16 protein-coding genes are annotated in these 18,337 nt (G+C 72.8%); 10 read left to right on the top strand and 6 right to left on the bottom strand.

All coding sequences use genetic code 11. The annotated features are described in order from the left end of the window. Positions 1-4: 4 nt before the first annotated feature. Entirely contained in the window at positions 5-1,633 is a 1,629-nt protein-coding gene (locus AB1460_RS12860; RefSeq protein WP_368961342.1) for an MFS transporter, read from the top strand. 114 nt (positions 1,634-1,747) lie between these two features. Here the strand turns inward: AB1460_RS12860 and AB1460_RS12855 are convergent, their stop codons facing one another. After that, positions 1,748-2,425: a TetR/AcrR family transcriptional regulator gene (locus tag AB1460_RS12855; RefSeq protein WP_368961341.1), complete on the bottom strand. Its 678-nt coding sequence runs from the start codon at positions 2,423-2,425 to the stop codon at positions 1,748-1,750. Between the two features lie 58 nt (positions 2,426-2,483). Continuing rightward, the gene (locus AB1460_RS12850) at positions 2,484-3,932 is read right to left on the bottom strand and encodes an MFS transporter (protein WP_368961339.1); all 1,449 of its coding nucleotides are present in this window, start codon (positions 3,930-3,932) and stop codon (positions 2,484-2,486) included. A 388-nt stretch (positions 3,933-4,320) separates the two neighbouring features. Between AB1460_RS12850 and AB1460_RS12845 the strand changes: the two genes are divergently transcribed. The 6 genes from AB1460_RS12845 to AB1460_RS12820 all read left to right on the top strand — a co-directional run bounded on the left by AB1460_RS12845 (position 4,321) and on the right by AB1460_RS12820 (position 11,499). Continuing rightward, complete coding sequence (locus tag AB1460_RS12845) at positions 4,321-4,962, top strand: TetR/AcrR family transcriptional regulator (RefSeq protein WP_368961338.1); 642 nt, start codon at positions 4,321-4,323, stop codon at positions 4,960-4,962. A 42-nt stretch (positions 4,963-5,004) separates the two neighbouring features. After that, positions 5,005-7,167 carry a HelD family protein gene (locus AB1460_RS12840; protein WP_368961336.1) on the top strand — a complete coding sequence of 721 codons (2,163 nt, stop codon included), beginning with the start codon at positions 5,005-5,007 and terminating at the stop codon, positions 7,165-7,167. A gap of 132 nt (positions 7,168-7,299) precedes the next feature. After that, positions 7,300-8,043 (top strand): ABC transporter ATP-binding protein, encoded by a 744-nt coding sequence (locus AB1460_RS12835; protein ID WP_368961334.1) that lies wholly within the window; start codon positions 7,300-7,302, stop codon positions 8,041-8,043. Then, positions 8,043-9,389: an FtsX-like permease family protein gene (locus tag AB1460_RS12830; RefSeq protein ID WP_368961399.1), complete on the top strand. Its 1,347-nt coding sequence runs from the start codon at positions 8,043-8,045 to the stop codon at positions 9,387-9,389. Before AB1460_RS12835 ends, AB1460_RS12830 begins: the two co-directional genes overlap by 1 nt. A gap of 11 nt (positions 9,390-9,400) precedes the next feature. Continuing rightward, positions 9,401-10,726 (top strand): sensor histidine kinase, encoded by a 1,326-nt coding sequence (locus tag AB1460_RS12825; RefSeq protein ID WP_368961333.1) that lies wholly within the window; start codon positions 9,401-9,403, stop codon positions 10,724-10,726. 59 nt (positions 10,727-10,785) lie between these two features. Then, the gene (locus AB1460_RS12820) at positions 10,786-11,499 is read left to right on the top strand and encodes a LuxR C-terminal-related transcriptional regulator (protein ID WP_368961398.1); all 714 of its coding nucleotides are present in this window, start codon (positions 10,786-10,788) and stop codon (positions 11,497-11,499) included. Here AB1460_RS12820 and AB1460_RS12815 read toward each other — a convergent pair. Then, positions 11,459-12,454 carry a DUF5996 family protein gene (locus tag AB1460_RS12815; RefSeq protein ID WP_368961331.1) on the bottom strand — a complete coding sequence of 332 codons (996 nt, stop codon included), beginning with the start codon at positions 12,452-12,454 and terminating at the stop codon, positions 11,459-11,461. The two genes, AB1460_RS12820 and AB1460_RS12815, sit on opposite strands and share 41 nt — an antisense overlap. 126 nt (positions 12,455-12,580) lie before the next feature. Between AB1460_RS12815 and AB1460_RS12810 the strand changes: the two genes are divergently transcribed. Further along, a complete protein-coding gene (locus AB1460_RS12810; protein ID WP_368961330.1) occupies positions 12,581-12,892 on the top strand; it encodes a hypothetical protein in 312 nt (103 codons plus the stop codon). 71 nt (positions 12,893-12,963) lie between these two features. Here the strand turns inward: AB1460_RS12810 and AB1460_RS12805 are convergent, their stop codons facing one another. Continuing rightward, positions 12,964-13,674 carry a hypothetical protein gene (locus AB1460_RS12805; protein WP_368961329.1) on the bottom strand — a complete coding sequence of 237 codons (711 nt, stop codon included), beginning with the start codon at positions 13,672-13,674 and terminating at the stop codon, positions 12,964-12,966. 588 nt (positions 13,675-14,262) lie between these two features. On the opposite strand from AB1460_RS12805, the gene AB1460_RS12800 reads away from it, so the two are divergent. Next, a complete protein-coding gene (locus AB1460_RS12800) occupies positions 14,263-15,090 on the top strand; it encodes an Fpg/Nei family DNA glycosylase (RefSeq protein WP_368961328.1) in 828 nt (275 codons plus the stop codon). A gap of 42 nt (positions 15,091-15,132) precedes the next feature. Here AB1460_RS12800 and AB1460_RS12795 read toward each other — a convergent pair whose 3' ends face one another. Together AB1460_RS12795 and AB1460_RS12790 are read right to left on the bottom strand one after the other, a co-directional pair. After that, positions 15,133-15,783, bottom strand: coding sequence for a TetR/AcrR family transcriptional regulator (locus AB1460_RS12795; protein ID WP_368961326.1), 651 nt, complete (start codon positions 15,781-15,783; stop codon positions 15,133-15,135). A 42-nt stretch (positions 15,784-15,825) separates the two neighbouring features. Continuing rightward, positions 15,826-17,028 carry a cytochrome P450 gene (locus AB1460_RS12790; RefSeq protein WP_368961396.1) on the bottom strand — a complete coding sequence of 401 codons (1,203 nt, stop codon included), beginning with the start codon at positions 17,026-17,028 and terminating at the stop codon, positions 15,826-15,828. 365 nt (positions 17,029-17,393) lie between these two features. Between AB1460_RS12790 and AB1460_RS12785 the strand changes: the two genes are divergently transcribed. After that, a complete protein-coding gene (locus AB1460_RS12785) occupies positions 17,394-18,164 on the top strand; it encodes an aquaporin (RefSeq protein ID WP_368961325.1) in 771 nt (256 codons plus the stop codon). Positions 18,165-18,337: the final 173 nt, after the last annotated feature.

Genomic DNA, 18,337 nt, shown 5'->3' with positions numbered 1-18,337 from the left:
CTTGATGACCGCACCCTCTTCCGCGCCTGCCCGGCGGCGGTCTGCCGGCAGGGCGGGGACGCCGACCGGCGCGGGGAAGCAGCCCGGCAGGCTGGAACAGCTGCGGTCCAACCCGTGGCTGACCCTGGTCAGTGTCGCCCTCGGCGTGATCATGGTGGGTCTTGACGGCACCGTCGTGTCGATCGCGAACCCGTTCATCGCCCGCGACCTGGATGCCAGCCTGCAGAGCCTGCAGTGGGTGACCAACTCCTACCTGCTGGCGCTGGCCGTCCTGCTGATCGTCGGCGGCAAGCTCGGTGACCGTTTCGGCCGCAAGAAGGTCTTCCTCGTCGGCATCGCCGGGTTCGCGGCGACCTCGCTGATGGTCGGCCTGTCCGGCAGCATCGGTGAGGTCATCGTGTGGCGCGCGCTGCAGGGCGTGTTCGGCGCGCTGCTGATGCCGAACACGCTGGCGCTGCTGCGTTCGGTCTTCCCCGCCGAGCGGCTGAACTCCGCGATCGGCATCTGGAGCGCGAGCTCCGCGATCTCCATCGCGGCCGGGCCGATCGTCGGTGGCCTGCTGATCGAGAACGTCTCCTGGGAGTCAGTGTTCTACCTGAACGTCCCGGTCGGCGTGATCGCGCTGGTCGTCGGCATCGCGGTGGTGCGGGAGAGCCGCAACGAGGAGCCCGGCCAGAAGTTCGACCCGGCCGGCCTGGTGTTGCTCTCCGGTGGTCTGTTCGCGCTCGTCTATGGCGTGGTCAAGGCGCAGTCGTGGGGCTGGGGCAGTCTGAACACGATCGGTTTCCTCGGCGGTGCCGCGGTGCTGCTGGTGCTCTTCGTCCTCGTCGAGCTGCGCGTGTCCCAGCCACTGCTGTCGATGTCGCTGTTCCGCGACAGGTCGGTCTCCCTCGGCAGCGTGCTGGTGATGGTCAATTTCTTCGCGATGTTCGGCGTGCTGTTCTTCCTCACGCTCTACCTGCAGAACGTCCACGGATACTCGGCTGTGGAGACCGGTGTGCGGCTGCTCCCGCTCACGGTGGTCTTCATGTTCGGCAGCCCCGTCGCAGCCTCGCTCACCACCCGCTACGGCCCGCGGGTGCCGATCGGGATCGGCATGCTGCTGACGTCCGCCGCCCTGTTCTGGATGACGGGCCTCGCCACGGACTCGTCCTACATGCTGCTGTGGCCGCCGCTGCTCGGCATCGGCATCGGCATCGCGTTCGTGGCGGTCGCCTCGGCCGAGGCGATCGTGGGGAACGCGCCGCTGGAGCTCTCCGGCGTGGCCGGCGGTCTGCAGAGCACCGCCATGCAGCTCGGCGGCGCGATCGGCACGTCCGTGCTCGGCTCGATCCTGGCCGCGCGGGTCGACGGTGTGCTCGCCCAGAAGACGGTGAACGCCGGAGCTCCCGCGGACGTCGCCGCCCAGGTCGCCCAGAGCGGCGAAGCTGTCACCCAGGGTCTCGCGCCTGTGCCGCCGGGTGCCTCCGCGCAGCTCGCCGACGCGGTGACCGCGGGCGCCCACGCCGCCTTCATGTCCGGCCTGCACGTCGCCCTGCTGGTGGGGGCCGTGATCGCCCTGCTCGGCGCGCTGGCGGCCCCGCTGATCCGGTCCAGCGGACGTCCGATGGACGGCCCTGTGGTCATGCACTGACGCGATCCAGGTACCGGCCCGGCCCGGCTGGCGTCGTGAGGCGCCGGGCCGGGCCGTACGCGTTCCGGAGCCGTCGCACTGCCTGGACAGTGCGGTCTCCGAACGCGCGGGCTGTCAGATGTTGGTGACGGGTGGATGCGTGAGCGGGGCGCCCCCGGGGCGCAGCGCCGCCAGCAGCAGATCCATGTAGCGCTGGACGGCCGCCGGGCTGGTGTCGGCGGACATGTCGATCACGCCGCGGAGCGACCAGAGAATCATGACGACGTCCAGCGTGGTGACGTCCGGGCGGATCGCGCCGGCGGCCTGGGCCGCGGTGAGCAGTTCGCCGAGCGTCGCGCGGAACGCGGTGCGCAGCTCGTCGGGCATCGCCGTGTCGAACGCCCGCATCATGTAGCCGCGCTTGCTGACCTGCAGAAGCGCGCACTGGCGCAGCGTCCGCTCCAGGCCCGCGCCGTCGGCGGCACCGAGCTCGGCGCGGGCACCGTCCAACAGCTCGCGCAGCAGATCCTCGGCGATCTGGCGGAGCAGATGCTCCTTGGTGGGGAACCGGCGGTAGAGCGTGCCGACCCCCACCCCGGCCCGGCGGGCGATGTCCTCCACGCAGGCGTCGAGGCCGCGCTCGGCGAAGACGGCGCAGGCGGCGCTGATGATCCGGTCGCGGTTGCGCGCCGCGTCCTGCCGCAGGCGAGGCGGCCGGGCGCCGGCCCCGCCCACCGGCTGGTCGCCGGACCCACCCGCCGGGCTGCCGTCGGCCGGTGCCGGTGCCGGTGCCGGTGCGCTCAGGCTGCTCATGCGTCCCCTCCTGCTGGCTGGTCGACCGGCCTCGGCCGCGGGGCCGTCGGAGCCTCCGCTAGTCGACCAGCTCGGCCCCGGCGACGAGCGCCGTCTCCGGATGCTCGTGGGCGCCCGAGCGCCTCAGAATGACAGTCTCGTTCCTGACGCGGGGAATGAGCAACGCCACCAGGGCGGCGACAGCGCTCGCCACGGCGAGGAACAGGAACCCGTGGCTGTAGCCGCTCGCCTGGGGCAGCCCGCCCGCGCTCGCGCCGCCGGCGACCAGCACCGCCATCACGGCGGCGCCGATCGAGCCGCCGATGGTCCGGATGTTCGCGTTCATGCCGCTCGCCACCGCGGTCTGCGTCGGCGGGACGGACTCGACGATGATGTTCGCCATCGCGGCGAAGACGAACCCCATCCCCACGCCGAACAACGAGGACGCGAGCACGATCTGCCAGGCGTGGTCGTTGACGTAGGCGAACATGACCAGCGGGAGAACGCTGAGCAGTGACCCGCCGACCACCGCGACCCGCGACCCGACCGCCGCCGTCACCCGCCCGCTGACCATGCTCATGAGGAACATCGTGAGCGTCATGGGCAGGGCGTAGAGACCGGACTCGGTGACGCTTGCTCCCAGGCCGTAGCCGGTGCTGGTCGGCGTCTGCAGGAACGCCGGCAGGAACGACATCGTCCCGTACAGGCCCATGCCGAACAGCAGAGCCACGAGGTTCGCCGTCCACACCGGGCGCAGCCGCATCATCTTCAGGTCGATCAGCGGCTCGCGGGCACGGTCCTCGGAGATCAGCCACAGGGCGCCCAGCACGAGCGCCGCGGCGAACAGCCCCAGGACCGCCGGCGACGTCCAGCCCCAGTTCCTGCCTTCGCTGACGCCGAGCAGCAGGGCGATGAGCCAGCCCGCGAGCAGGACGCCGCCGAACCAGCTGACCCGCCCGGGCCTGCGGTTGCGCGACTCCGGGACGAACTTCGCGGCGGCGGCCGCGGCGAGCAGAATGACGATCATCGGCGCCCAGAACAGCCAGTGATAGCCGAAGGCCGACTCGATCGGACCGGCGAGCACCAGACCGACCCCGCCGCCGACGGCGGTCAGCGCGGCCACGACGCCGACGGCGGAGCCGAGCTTCTCCGCGGGCAGCTCGTCGCGCAGGATCCCGAAGGAGAGCGGCAGGATCGCACCGCCGCACCCCTGGATCACCCGACCGACGATCATCAGCCCGATGCCCGTGGCCAGCGCCGACACGAGCGCACCCAGGCCGAGGAGCAGCAGGGCGAAGACGAAGACCTTCTTCTTGCCGATCATGTCGCCGACGCGGCCGAGGATCGGCGTGGCCACCGAGGCCGCGAGGAGATAGGAGGTCATCACCCAGGTGACCGTGTTCTGGTCGGTGTGCAGCTCCCGCTGGATCGTCGGCAGCACCGGACCGACGAGCGACTGCAGCAGCGCGAACGCCGCCGTCCCCGCCATGACGACCCCGAAGGTCAACCGGTAGGTACCGGGTCCCATTCATTACCCCTTCCGCGCCGCCCCGGAGCACCAGGCGGCCGCCCTGGCCGGCGGGCATCCGCCTCGACCACCGAGAAGTGGAATCCATATTCCGCTACCTGTCAAGGTGGACACCTGGCGGCCGGACTTCTCCTTACCGGGTTCAGGTACGATCCGAGGCAAATAAATGACTCGGTAAAGATTTTTTCGACGGGCCGTGGATTGATCGCGGGTCGGTCGTGATCGGTGGAGGTGCCAGGGATGCGCCCAGGTGTGGGCCGGGAGGCCGGCCGTGGAAGAGGTAGCGGAAGAGGTCGTGGAACCGGTCACGGGCCAGGTCGGAGAGCCCGTCGGCTGACGGGTGGGCGAAGGGCGGCACCGGTGGGCGGGATGTGACCCGGCGCCCGCGGTGACCCGGGAGCCGGTAGGGCTGCGGGAGCGGAAGAAGCAGCGCACCCACGACGCACTGTCGGCGGCGGCCATCGCGCTGTTCCTTGAGCGCGGGTTCGACAACGTGTCCGTCGCCGAGGTGGCAGCCGCGGCGGAGGTCTCGAAACCGACGCTGTTCGCGTACTTCCCCACCAAGGAGGACCTCGTCCTCCATCGCATCGCCGACCATGACGGCGAGGCCGCCCGGGTGGTACGGGCCCGGCCGCCAGGCACCGCGCCGCTGCCCGCGCTGGAGGAGCACCTCCTCGCCGGCCTGGCGCGGCATGACCCGGTGACCGGTCTCAACGACCACCCGGAGGTCCTCGCCTTCCACGGGATGGTCTTTGCCACCCCGAGCCTGGCCGGGCGGGTGGCGCAGTACGCGGCGCGGGACGAGGAGGCACTGGCGGCCGCCCTCGGCGAGGCCGTGCCGACCGCTGGTGATCTCGCCGCGGCCCTGGCAGCGAGCCAGATCCTGGCCGTCCGCCGCGTGCTCGCCCGGGAGAACTGGCGCCGGCTCTCCGAGCCCCGGGCCGTCGCCGCCGACGTTCTCCCCGACGCCGTCACGGAGGCCCGGCTGGCCTTCGGGGCGCTGCGGAAGGGGCTGTCCGAGTTCGCGTGAACCCGCGGGACGCAGCTGCCCGGACGGAGGTCAGGAGTTCCGATGAACGCCGAGAACGCGGAGAACGCCGAGAGCGCCGAGAACGCCGAGAGCTCCGAGAACGCCGAGAACACCGAGAACACCGAGGAGCTGTCGGCGGAGCGCGCGTACCTGCGACGTGGCCTGCGTGCACTGCGCGGGATGCACGAGCAGGCACGGGACACCGACATCCCCGGCGGAGACCCGGTCGTGGACAAGGTGACGATCGCGTACCTGCGGGCCGACAAGGCACGCCGGCTGGCCACCTTCACCGCGCACGACGGCGCGGTGCCGCTGTTCTTCGGACGTCTCGACTACCGGACCGGCGAATCCTCCGCGGTGCCGGCCCAGCCGGTGTACCTCGGGCGCCGCCATGTCCGGGAGGACGCGGGCGACGATCCCCTGGTGGTCGACTGGCGGGCCGGTGTGGCCCGCCCGTTCTACCGCGCGCACCGGGCCGACCCGATGGACGTCCGCGCGCGGCGCCGCTTCGGTTTTGTGGACGGAGAGCTCACCGCCTTCGAGGACGAGGTGCTCCAGCCCGATGGCCCCGATGGCCCCGGAGCGGCGGACGGGGCGGGCGAGGGGGCCGGTGGGAGCCTGCTGGAGCGGGAGATCCAGCGGCCCCGGTCCGGGCCGATGCGGGACATCGTCGCGACGATCCAGCCGGAGCAGGACGAGATCGTCCGGGCGGACCTCGAGGTGAGCATCTGCGTCCAGGGTGCTCCGGGGACGGGCAAGACCGCCGTGGGCCTGCACCGGGCCGCGTACCTGCTGTACACGTACCGCGAGCGACTGCGGCGCTCGGGCGTCCTCGTCGTCGGTCCCAACCGCGCCTTCCTCGGGTACATCGCGGCGGTGCTGCCGACGCTGGGGGAGTTCACCGTCGAGCAGCGCAGCGTGGGCGACCTTCTGGACGGCACACCCGTGCGGGCCACGGACCCGGACGACGTCGCGGCGCTGAAGGGCGACGCGCGGATGGCCGTCGTGATCCACCGCGCCCTCCACGGCGCCATCGGCGACGTGACCGGGCCCGTCACGGTGGCCGCGCGGGAGGGCCGCTGGACGGTCGGCGCGGACGATGTCGCGGACCTGCTCCGCGCGACCCGCTCGGGCGCCTTCGGGTACGGCGCCGGCCGGGCCATGTTCGCCCGGCGGATCGCCGCCGCGGCGGCGCGGCGGGCGGAGCTTGCCGGAACGCACATCAGCGACGGCGGGATCGAGACACTCGCCCGCGGGCGGGCGGTCCGCGAGGCCGTCGAGGCGATCTGGCCGAAGGCCGACGGCGCGAAGCTCGTCCGCCGGCTGCTGACGGACCCGCCCTTCCTGGCCGCGGCGGCCGACGGCGTGCTGACGCGGGCCGAGCAGGCTCTTCTGCTCGACGCCCACGCCGCCTCCCGTGCCCGCACCACCCGGTGGTCGCTGGCGGACGCCTACTGCGTCGACGAGGCGCGGAACCTGATCGAGCGCGTCCCCGGCTACGGCCATGTGATCGTCGACGAGGCCCAGGACCTGTCGGCGATGCAGTGCCGGGCGATCGGGCGCCGGTGCGCGGACGGGTCGCTGACCGTCCTGGGCGACCTGGCGCAGGGGACCACCGCCTGGGCCGCGGGCTCCTGGGCGACCACGCTGGGCCACCTCGGCAAACCAGCCGCGCATCTTGAGGTGCTCGAACGCAGTCACCGGGTGCCCGCGCAGGTCCTGGAGTTCGCGAACCGGCTGCTGCCGCACATCGCGGCGAGCGTGCCGGCGGCGACCTCGGTCCGGAGCGTGGCGGGTGCGCTGACGGTGGTGCGGGCAGCCTCGGGCACGCTCGCGGCGGAGGTGGCGGCGTACGCCCGCCGGGTGCTGGCGCACGAGGGCTCGACGGCGGTGGTGGTGCCCGACGGGCAGACGGCCGTGATCGGTGCGGCGCTGCGCGCCGCCGGGCTGCCCTTCGTCGAGCTGACGGGCGACACCGCTCCCCATCGGGTGTCACTGGTACCGGCCTCCCTGGCGAAGGGGCTGGAGTTCGACCACGTGGTGCTGGCCGACCCGGCCGCCGTCATCGAGGGCGAGCCATTGCGGACGCACGGGCTGCGTCGTCTCTACGTCGCGCTCACCCGCACGGTGACCTCACTGGTCGTCGTCGCCGTCGGTGACCCTCCCGCGGAGCTGGCGGAGCCCGGCGGCGGGCGGCCCCTCTAGCCAGGGGAGCGGGCCGGGGGTGGGGAGAACCCCACCGGCAGGACGCGGTCTGGGCCCATCGACCGGGAGGAGCATGATCCATAACGTCGTGGGTGCAGGTTCACACCGGCCTTCCACCCCTGGGAGCACACGTTGAACGCCTCCACCGCCGTCCTCGAAGTACATGATCTGGCGCGCACCTACGGCGAGGGGACCGGCTCGGTCGCCGCGCTGGCCGGGGTGTCCGCGGCCTTCGCCCGCGGCACCTTCACCGCGGTCATGGGACCCTCGGGCTCGGGCAAGTCCACCTTCCTGACCTGTGCCGCGGGGCTGGAGCCGCCGACGTCCGGCCGGGTGGTGCTCGACGGCGCGGACATCACCGACTGGGACGAGGAGCGCCGCACCCGGCTGCGTCGGGAGCGGATCGGCTTCGTCTTCCAGGGCTTCCACCTGATGCCCTACCTGACGGCCGCGCAGAACGTCGGCCTGCCGCTGCGCCTCGCCGGGCGGCGTCCGGACCGGGTGCGGGTGGGCGCCCTGCTGGAGCGGGTCGGGCTCGGCGAGCGGGCCGGGCACCTGCCGGCCGCGATGTCGGGCGGGCAGCGGCAGCGGGTCGCGATCGCGCGGGCGCTGGTCGCGGACCCGGCGGTGATCCTCGCCGACGAGCCGACCGGCGCGCTGGACTCGGCCACGGCCGCGTCCGTGCTGGAGCTGCTGCGCGGCTGTGTCGACGAGCTGGGCCAGACCGTCGTCATGGTCACCCACGACCCGGTCGCCGCGGCGTACGCCGACACGGTGCTGTTCCTGGTGGACGGGCGGGTCGCGGGCCGGATGGACCGCCCCACCGCCACCGCGGTCGCCGGCCAGCTGGCCCGTCTCGACGAGTGGGTGGCGTGATGGGCGTGGTCTGGCTTGCGGTGCGCTCGCTGCGGCACCGCTACGCGGCGTTCACCGCCACGTTCGTCGCCGTACTGCTCGGCACGGCGCTCGTCGGGTCGTTCGCGACGCTGGTGGAGACGGCCGCCGGCCCGGTGCCGGCGCAGGACGCGGAGTCCCTCACCGTGATGGGCGCCGTCGTCGGTGGCTGGGGTGCGGTGATCGTGCTGTTCTCGGTCGCGTCCACGGTCGGGCTGACGGTCGGCCAGCGCGACGTCGAGATCGGCCTGCTGCGCACGATCGGTGCCACCCCGCGGCAGGCTCGCCGGCTGGTGCGGGCGGAGACGCTGGGGGTCTGCCTGATGGCCGCGGCGCTCGGGGCGCTGCTCGCCGCCGCCGGCGGGCGGGCGCTGCTCGCCGCGCTGGTCGCGGGCGACGTGGTGAGCGATGTCGAGTTCGGCGGCGGCGCGGTGTCGCTGCCGCTCACGGTGGCGGGGATTCTGGCTGTCTGCCTGGTCGCGGCGGCGATCGCCGGCCGCCGGGCGACCCGCGGGCCCGCCTCGGTCACCGCCGCCGACGACCTCGCCGGGGCACGTCCGACCCGCCGGTGGCGGGTGGCGCTGGCGCTCGTCCTGATCGCGTACGGGCTGGGCATGGGTGTCGTCACGGTGACGGTGAGCGGCAACTCCGACGACCCGTACGACGCGATGGCGACGTCCGGCTCGAGCTCGTTGTTGGTCGGTGTCGGGCTGGCCCTGCTCGGGCCGCTGCTGCTGCCGGTCGGCGCCCGGCTGGCCCGCCCCTTCCTCGGCGGTGGCGACGGCGCCGGTTACCTGGCCGGCTACACCGCGTCGCGGCGCGCGCACCTGCTCGGCGGGGTGCTCGGCCCGGTGGTGGTGCTGACGTCCGGTGCGGTCGGCACGCTGATGCTGGTCGGCGCGGACGGGCGCACGCTCGTCGGGGAGCCACCGGAAGGCACCGAGACGATCAACCTGCTCAACAACGTGGTGGTCGGCATGATCAGCCTGTTCGCGGCGATCATGGTGGTCAACTCGTTCGCCGCGGTGGTCGCGCACCGGCGGGCGGAGCTGCGCCAGCTGTGGCTGGTCGGCGGCACCCGCGCGCAGATCGAGCGGTCGGTGGTGGCCGAGGCCGCGCTGGTGGCGGCGGTCGGAGTCGTGCTCGGGCTGGTCGGGTCGCTGGCCACGATCATCCCGTTCGGGTTGGCGCGGGGCGAGGGTGTGCTGCCGGACGGGCAGCTGTGGCTACCGCCCCTGCTCGTCGCCGGTGTGGCCGCGCTGACCATGCTCACCGCGCGCACACTCGTCCGCCGCGCCACCCGCTCCGCCGCGATACTGGTTCCGTGAGCACCGGTCCTGTGAGCACCGGTCCCGTCAGCGCTGGTCCCGTCAGCGCTGGTCGGGCGAGTGCTGGTCCGGCGAACCGCGAGGTGGTCGGCGGCGGGGCCGAGGGCCGTCGCGGGTTGCTCGCGCCGATCGGTGGCATCGGCCTGGCACCGGTCACCACTGCCGCACTGCGCGAGCGGCTCCGCCTGACCGCCGTCTCGCTCGGCTACGCCCTGTCGATGGCGCCGTCGCTGGCCCTGGCGATCCTGTCCGTTCTCGCCGTCGCGTCGGGGCCGCTGACCGTCGGCCTCGTCCTCGCCCTCGGGGTGGTGCCGGCGACCGCCGCGCTCACCGCCGCCCATCGGCGCGTCAGCGGCGCACTGCTCGGCCATCGACTCACCGCCGAGTACGCAGACACCTCCGGTCTCGTCCTGCTGGCCCGTCCGTTGCACTGGCTGCGGGATGGGGCCCGCTGGCGCGACGTGGCCTTCCTGTGGTTCTCCGCGAGCGGTGGCTTCGCCATGTCGCTCGTTCCGCCGGCTCTGCTGACGGGGCCGGTCATGTACCTGCTGCTGCTCGTGCTCGATCCCGGCTGGGTGTGGCTGCTGCTGGCGCTGCTCTCCGGGCCCGCGCTCTACGTGTGGTGGCTGGTCACCCCGGTGCTGGTCCGGGCCCGGGCGCTCACGGAGCGGGGCATCCTCGGCGGCTCCCGGGTCGCCGAGCTGGAACGGCGGGTCGAACAGGTGACGGAGACGCGCAGTGCGGCGCTCGACCACTCGTCCGCCGAGATCCGGCGGATCGAACGCGACCTGCACGACGGGGCGCAGGCCCGGATCGCGGCCGTCGGCATGAGCGTCGGCCTCGCCGAGAAGCTCGTCGGCAGCGACCCGGAGGCGGCGGTCGAACTGCTGCGTGAGGCCCGCGCGACGACCGTCTCCGCGCTGGAGGACCTGCGGGCGGTGGTGCGCGGCATCCATCCGCCGGTGCTCGCCGACCGCGGGCTCGCCGGCGCCGTCGAGGCACTCGCGCTGACGCTCCCGCTGCCGGTCACGGTCTCCCTCACCATCGACCGGCGGCTGCCCGACCCGGTGGAGTCCGCCGCGTACTTCGCGGTGGTGGAGTGCCTCGCCAACACGATCAAGCATGCCGGCGCGACGTTCGCCCAGGTCGCCGGCAGCTACGACGGCACGCTGCTGCGGCTCGTCGTCGGTGACGACGGCGTCGGCGGCGCGGACGCCACCGGTGCCGGCCTGACCGGGGTGGCTCGCCGCCTCGCCGCGTTCGACGGGACGTTCCGCGTCGACAGCCCCGTCGGGGGGCCGACCACCGCCACCCTGGAGATCCCGTGCCGGACCTGAGCCCGGGGAGTCCGCCGGGTCCGGCAGTTCCGGCGGGCCCGGCAGTTCCGCCGGGTCCGCTGACAGCCGTCGTCGCCGAGGACCAGGCCCTGCTGAGGGTCGGGATCGTCCGCATCCTCGCGGCGGGTGGCGTCGACGTTGTCGAGGCGGTCGAGGACGGGCCCGCGCTCACCGCGGCGCTGACCCGCGACGACGTCGACATCGCGATCGTGGACGTCCGGCTGCCCCCGACGCGGACGACCGAGGGGCTTCAGGCGGCGATCGACGCCCGGCGGGCCCGCGGCCAGGCCCACCGCCGCCCGCGTGCCGGCCCCGGCTCCGGCTCCGGACCTTTGCCGGTGCTGGTACTGAGCCAGTGGGTCGAGCCGCTCTATGCGCGGGACCTGCTCGCCTCCGGTGACGGGGCGGTCGGCTACCTGCTGAAGGACCGGGTCGCCGACGTCGACGAGTTCCTCGCCGCGGTGCGCCAGGTGGCGTCCGGCGGGACGGTGCTGGACCACGAGGTCGTCGCCCGGCTCGTCACCCGGCGCGAGCAGCCGCTCGACCGGCTCACCGCCCGCGAGCGCGAGGTCCTGACACTGATGGCCGAGGGGCGGTCCAACACGGCCATCGCGGCCCGGCTCGTCATCACCGAGAAGGCGGTCGGCAAGCACACCAACAGCATCTTCACCAAGCTCGACCTGCCGCCGGCCGCCGACGACAACCGCCGCGTGCTCGCCGTGCTCGCCTGGCTCAACGGGACGGACCTGCCCCGCCGGCCGCCCCCTGGGTGACACGGGCCGGGAGCAGCTCCGGGTCGGTGACCCCGCCTGGGGAGGCGTAGCGGTCGATGTCCCAGCCGGCGAGGACCGCACCGGCCTGATAGGCGTCACCGAGGAAGGCCAGGACGGCGGAGCGCCGCTGGGCCGCCGAGCCGTCCGTCAGCGCGGACAGCGGGAGCACGGCCAGATGGCTGCCGCCGCGTTCCATCCACCGCGCGCCCGACGGGTGCAGGCGCGTCTCGGCGAGGCCGGGCGGCTCCGGGCTGGTGTACGAGTAGAACGCCGGTTCGGGCAGCATCTCGTCGCCGAACCAGAAGCCCGAGCTGATCAGTTCCCGCGAGTAGGCCTCACGGGTCACCGCGTCCGTGCCAGGCGCCGGCGCGACGGCACGGTCACGGAACCGGGTGTGCGCCACGTCGAAGGTGTGCCAGAAGTGGTGCACCGGGCTGACCTTGCCGGAGAACCCGGCGGCGAACTCCTCCAGCAGCAGGAAGACCTGGCTGAGCGTCTGCCAGTACCGCAGGGCCATCGCCGGGTCGTAGGCGGCGTGCTCGGTGTCCTTGGCGAACGGGCGCCCGGAGTCGGCCAGGTCGAAGGGGTGCGGATGATCAAGGTGCACAGTGATATCAAGATCGCGCAGGGCCCGCGTCAGGTGCGCGTAGAACGAGGCGACGGACCCGCCGGCGAGGGGAAAGGTGACCCGCTCGCCGTCGATGCGGTGGACGTCCAGCTCGTGCGAGACGAGATCGACGTCGATGGTGAAGATCGGGTTGCCGTCGACCTGGCCCATCGGCCGCGAGGTGATGCCCCGTCCGGTGAGGTGCAGCGGAACGTTCCACCAGTGGTTGCGGCGCTGGCTGGCGGCCAGCCGGACCTTCCCGATCACCTGTAGATAGCGGTGCAGCGTCTCCTTCGTGCCTGCCCAGGCCGACAGCGGGATCGCCGGCAGCATCTCGACCCTGTCCATCCCGTCCACCCCCGAATCGACTACCGTAGGTAGCTACGGTGCTACGTCCTTGGAATCGGGGCAACCTGAGGGCCGGCGGGCTGGCGGGCTGGCGGAGGCCAGGGGAGGCTTCGCCAGGATGGTCTCGTGACGGTGACCTTCCTGATGATCGCCCGAATTCCCGAGGGTGGGCTGGGCGCCTTCGACGCATACGAGAAGTCCGTGCTGCCCCTTCTCGCCTGCCATGGCGGGTGGCTTGACCGCCGGGTGCGATCGGTGGACGGGCGGACCGAAGTGCACCTGATCTCGTTCGAGAGCCGGGACGGGTTCCTTGCCTACCGCGATGATCCGCGTCGGAGGGCCGCAGCACCGGATTTCGCGGCCTCCGGTGTCCAGACGGAGCTGCTGGACGTCGTCGACCTTCTCAAGGACGGCAGCGACGGGGCAGACAGCGGCTGAAGGGGCCCCCGGCGGCGCGGTCGCGGGTGGGAGGCGGGGGCAGGCGCGGGCGGAGGTGCCGGCTCGGCCGACTACATCGTGGTCCCAAAGGCCATGAGGCCGAGCATGACCAGCGCGAGGGCGATCACGGCGACGGCCACGGTGGTGGCGACCCGCACCGACCGCTGCTCGGCGAGATCGGCCCGCGCTGCCTCGGATTCGTACTCGTACGGGCACCGGGTGGAGTAGCGGGTGCTGTTCCGGGCGGGCGCGCTTCGGCCAGGCGGCGGGGTGGACGGTACGGCCACGCCGTTCGGCCCGCCGTAACCATGGACGGCGGCCGGGCGTGGCCCCACGCCGAGCGCGCCCGGGTCGCAGATCGTGTACCAGCGGCGCATGTCCGGCCGCACCGACGTCACGAACGTGCGCAGGACATCGCCCTGCCCGGTGCCCGTGGCCCTGCGCAGCCCCGGCGGCACGCTTCCACGCAGCGTCGGCTCCGCGGTGCCGCGCGTGCCTGCACCTGCGCCCCCGCCTGGGCCGGTGCCCGCGCCCGCGCCCGCGCGCGGGCCCGTGCCGGTGGCGGTGCCTGTCGCGCCGGGGCGCGATCCGATGCCGGCGGCGCCGCGCCGGGCGTCGCCGCTCAGGGGCGGCACCGGGGCGCCGGTGGCCGGGACGGCCCCGCCGACCTGAGGGGCACCCGTGACGTTCTCGAGGCCGCTGCTCCCGCCTGGCCCGCTGTGTCCACTGTGCCCGGCGGGCCGGGCGAGGCCGGGACCGAGACGGAGGAGATCGGGGTCCATGAGATCCCGGGGGCGCGGGATGTGCACAGTACGGTCCATCGGCGAGTCGGGCGGGGGGACCGGGCCGGTGGCGGGACGGCCCGGTCGCGGCTGGAAGGGCATCGGCTGGAAGGGCACCGGCCGCGTGGCGGGGCCCATCGGAAGTTCACCGGTTCCGCTTTCTCCACCCATGGGTGACCGCTCCGTTCTGTAGGTGACCCGGCACACGTCGACGGGTGGTCCCACCTGGGTAGCGCCCCCGGCTGGATGTCCACCGCGGGCGTCGTCAGGATCCGCCGCCTCCACTGTTCGCCACCCCCGTCGGGGGTAGTGAGAACGTAGATGTGTGCGTGTGATCAGGGGAGACATCTGCCAGGTGGGCATGGAAGCATGCTGAAAGCGAGTGCGAACGGCACAACCTTTTTCATTTGGGGAGTCAACGAACACACCCCGGACCGTCTATCGAGGAATGATTCGGCGACCCCGCAGTGACAGTGCTCACGTGCCTTCGGGGAACCGAGGAAACCCTGATGCCCCGGCCCCGGCCCCGGAGCCGGCTCCGGCTCCGGGGCCGGGGAGATCCGTCCGGATCGGTATGCTCTGCGGGCCATGCCTGAAGGTCACACCGTGCGCAGACTCGCCGACGCCCATCAGCGGGTGTTCGGTGGCCAGCCGGTGCGGGTGGCGAGCCCGCAGGGCCGGTTCGCCGCCGGGGCGGCCCTGCTGGACGGGCGGGTGCTCACCGAGGCTGAGGCGTACGGCAAGCACCTGCTGCTCCGCTTCGACGACGACCGGGTGCTGCACATCCACCTCGGGATCTATGGCAAGTGCCAGCTGGGCGCGGGGCTGCCACCGGAACCGACCGGAGCCGTCCGGCTGCGGCTGATTTCCGGCAACGGGTGGGCTGACCTGCGTGGGCCGAACGCCTGTGAGCTGCTCGAACCCGGCGAGGTGAAGGCGCTGCTGGACCGGCTGGGCCCGGATCCGCTGCGTGCCGACGCCGACCCGGAGCCGGCCCGGCGGAAGATCGCCCGCAGCCGGACCGCGATCGCCCAGCTGCTGATGGACCAGGCGGTGGTGGCGGGGCCGGGCAACATCTACCGGGCCGAGGTGCTGTTCCGCGCGGGGGTGGACCCGTTCGTGGCGGGCCGGGATGTCACCCCGCCGCAGTGGGAGCAGGTCTGGGGCGACCTCGTCCTGCTGATGGCGGACGGGGTCCGGTCGGGGCGGATCGACACGGTGCGGCCGGAGCACATGCCGGAGGCGATGGGACGGCCACCGCGGGTCGACGAGCACGGCGGCGAGGTGTATGTCTACCGCCGGTCGGGGCAGGCCTGCCTGATCTGCGGGACGGACGTGCGGGGCACCCGGCTGGCGGGGCGCAACCTGTTCTGGTGCCCGCGCTGCCAGCCGCCCGCCGGGGCCGTCCCCGGCTGAGCCGCGCGCCCGCGAGCCTGCGCGCCCGTGCGGGAGGGCGGGTCAGGGGCGCAGGGCGCGCAGGAACAGCCGGACGATCTCACGGGTGTGCCGTTCCTGCTCCTCGGGGGGGCGGATGATCCCAAACGACGCGAGCCGCGCGGGCGTGCTGGAGACCATGCCGAGAAAGTGCTCGGCGAGGGCGCTCGGATCCTCGGCGGCGATCGCGCCGGTGGCGGCGTGCCTGCGCAGCAGGTCCGCGACGAGCTGTTGGCGGGGCCAGAACGCCACGGTCTGGCCGTGCCGGGCCAGCGCGGGGAAGCGGGAGGCCTGGGCGATGGCGATCCGACTGAATTTGATCATGGTTGGATCGAGGGCGCGCCGGACCGCGGCGTCGGCGACTGCGTTGAGGGCGCCCTCCAGATCACCGAGGCCGGGAGCCTCCGGGTCGGGGACGGGCCAGTCCCGTCGCGCCATCGCCCACTCGAACACCGCGTTGAACACGGCTTCCTTGCTCGGGTAGCGGGCGTAGAGAGACGCCTTGGTGGTGCCCGCGGCGCGCGCGATCGCGTCCATCGAGGTGCCCTCGTAGCCGAGGTCGAGAAAGAGCCGCAGCGCGTGCTGGCGGACGTCCCGGTCGAGCCGCTCGGTCTCCTCCCTGCTGGGCCGCCCGCTTCGGCGGGTCCGCGGCTGCGGCGGACGCGAAGACACCATTCCTGCAGTGTGGCAGACCGTGACCACCGTCTCGGGGTCCGCTCACCGCCGCCGGACGTCCAACGGGAGCTTGTTCAGGCTGACCATTGTCCAGGGGTCGCGCTGCTCGACGGGGGCGTCGGTGGCCACCTGGATGTCGCGAAAGCGCGCCAGCAGGAGGCCGAGTGCGATCCGTGCCTCCAGCCTGGCCAGGGGTGCGCCGAGGCAGAAGTGGATGCCGTGCCCGAAGGCCAGGTGTGGATTCGGTGAGCGGTGCGGGTCGAACCGGTCGGGGTCGGGGAAGACCCGCTCGTCCCGGTTGGCCGCCGCGAGCCAGACGGCGACCATCGAACCGGCGGGGATGTCCGCGCCGCCGAGCTGGGCTGGGCGGGACGTCTGGCGCAGCAGGCGCGGAAACGGGGTCCGCAGCCGCAGGGACTCCTCGATGACGGCGGGCAGCAGATCGGCGTCGGCCCGCACCTCGGCGGCAGCCCGGGGGTGCTGGTCGAGGGTCAGGACGGTGTTGCCGAGCGTGGCGGTGGTGGTGATGTGCCCGGCGAGCAGCAGCAGGCCGACAAAACCGACGATCTCCTCGTCGACGAGCCGCTGGCCGTCGATCTCCGCCTGGACCAGCCGGGTGGTGAGGTCATTCCCCGGGTGGGCCCGGGCGCGGCGGATGTGTTCGAGCAGGTAGGCGTTCATGTCCCGCACCACCGGCGCGATAGCGCGGGTGTTCGCCTCGGCGAGTCTGGTCAGCGATTCGTCCGGGTTGGTCGCGGCGCGATCGAACATGAGGTCGGCCCAGCGCCGGAACATCGGCCGGTCGTTCGCGGGCAGGCCGAGGAGCTCGGCGATCACGATCACCGGCAGCGGGTAGGCGAGCTCGTCGATGAGGTCGATACGGCCGCGATCACCGGTGGCGTCGAGTAGCTCGCTGGTGATGTCAGCGATGTGCGGGGCCAGTCCGGCGACGGTTCTCGGGGTGAACGCGTGGCTGGCCAGGCCACGCAGCCGCCGGTGCTCGGGCGGGTCGCTGCGCAGGAAGTTGCCCCGCCGGAACAGCTCGATCTCGGCCGACCGCGGTGCCAGACCGCCGACATCGGAGGAGAAGGTGGTGTGCTCGGCCAGGACGGTGCTGGCCTCGGGATGGCCGAGGACCTGCCAGCACTGCTGGCTGTCGTCGTGGTGAACGGCGCCGCGCTGGCGCAGCCGTTCCATCCAGGCGAGAAGGTCGGGCAGCGAGCGCCGGGTGGCGGCGGCCGTCATCGCCCGTCCCAGCCGGGCTCGTTCCACGGAGATTCGTTCCAGGCGGCGCTGAGGATGCACACGCAGTGCTGCTTCCCCGTAATGCGGAGGCGGTATTCCCCGCGGGGCCCGGCTGCCCGTTATGGCCGCTGCCAAACGAGTTCCGAAGCTCTCGGGCCCGCGACGGGATATCTCGGAACTGTCGGTAATCCGCCGCTTCCCTGGCGCGGCGCGGGGTGACGTTTCGGGTCACCCGGAACAGGTGAAGCAGAGACCACGGGTACCCATACCTTCGCACGATCGTCATTCGGTGAGAGTTTCGGTGGCATCGCCATGGTGACAACGCCATTCGGGGTGACATCGCCATCTGGATCGGACGGGTAGAAATGAGACGGTATTTCGCCGAGGGGCTGGGGACCTTCGCGCTGATCCTGGCCGGGCTGGGCACAGCCGTGCTGGGTGGGACCGGTGTGGGCGTGCTGGAGGTGGCCCTGGCGTTCGGCCTGACGCTCCTGGCCCTCGTCTACACGATCGGCCCCATCTCCGGGTGCCATGTGAATCCGGCGGTGACGGTGGGGCTGCTGGCATCGCACCGGATCGGGCCGCGGCTCGCGGTCGGCTACATCATCGCGCAGTGCCTGGGTGGTGTTCTCGCGGCCGCGGTCGTGTGGTTCATCGCCGACACCAATGCCGTCGGATACTCGGCCTCGGCGCAGGGTTTGGGAGCCAACGGCTTTGGTGTGCATTCACCCGGCGGTTTCGGCTGGGCGGGCGCATTCGTCATCGAGATCATCGTCACCGCGCTGCTGGTTCTCACCGTTCTCGTGGCCACCGATCTCTGGGCGCCGCTCGGCGTCGCCGGGCTGGCGATCGGTGTGGCGCTGGGCGTCGCCAACCTGGTCGCCATTCCCGTCGACGGCGCGTCCGTCAACCCCGCACGCAGCATCGGGCCGGCGCTGCTCAGCGGCGGCTGGGCCCTCAGCCAGCTCTGGCTGTTCATCGTCGCCCCGCTGATCGGCGCGCTGCTGGCTGCCGGCGTGCATGCCGTACTGCGGCCGCGCGGGCCGGTCAGCCCGAAACTGGCCACTCCGCTGCCGGACGAGTCTCTGCAGAAGATCGCGCGGGAGACCGCGCGGCTCATCGGCGGTCGGTCCTGAAGGAGGGGCCGGTAACCGGGCAGGCGCCGGACTGTGCGTGGCGCCTGCCCGCTGCGTGGCTGTGTCGGCCGTCCTGGTCTGGTTCAGGTGCCGTTGATGCAGAGGCTTTCGTCTCTGAGCTGGAAGGCCGTGCCGTCCTGGCTGATCTGGACGAAGGCGTTGCAGGCCATTTT

Source organism: Parafrankia sp. FMc2, from assembly GCF_041008525.1.
Taxonomy (GTDB): Bacteria; Actinomycetota; Actinomycetes; order Frankiales; family Frankiaceae; genus Parafrankia.
This window is presented reverse-complemented; position numbering and strand designations above follow the sequence as displayed.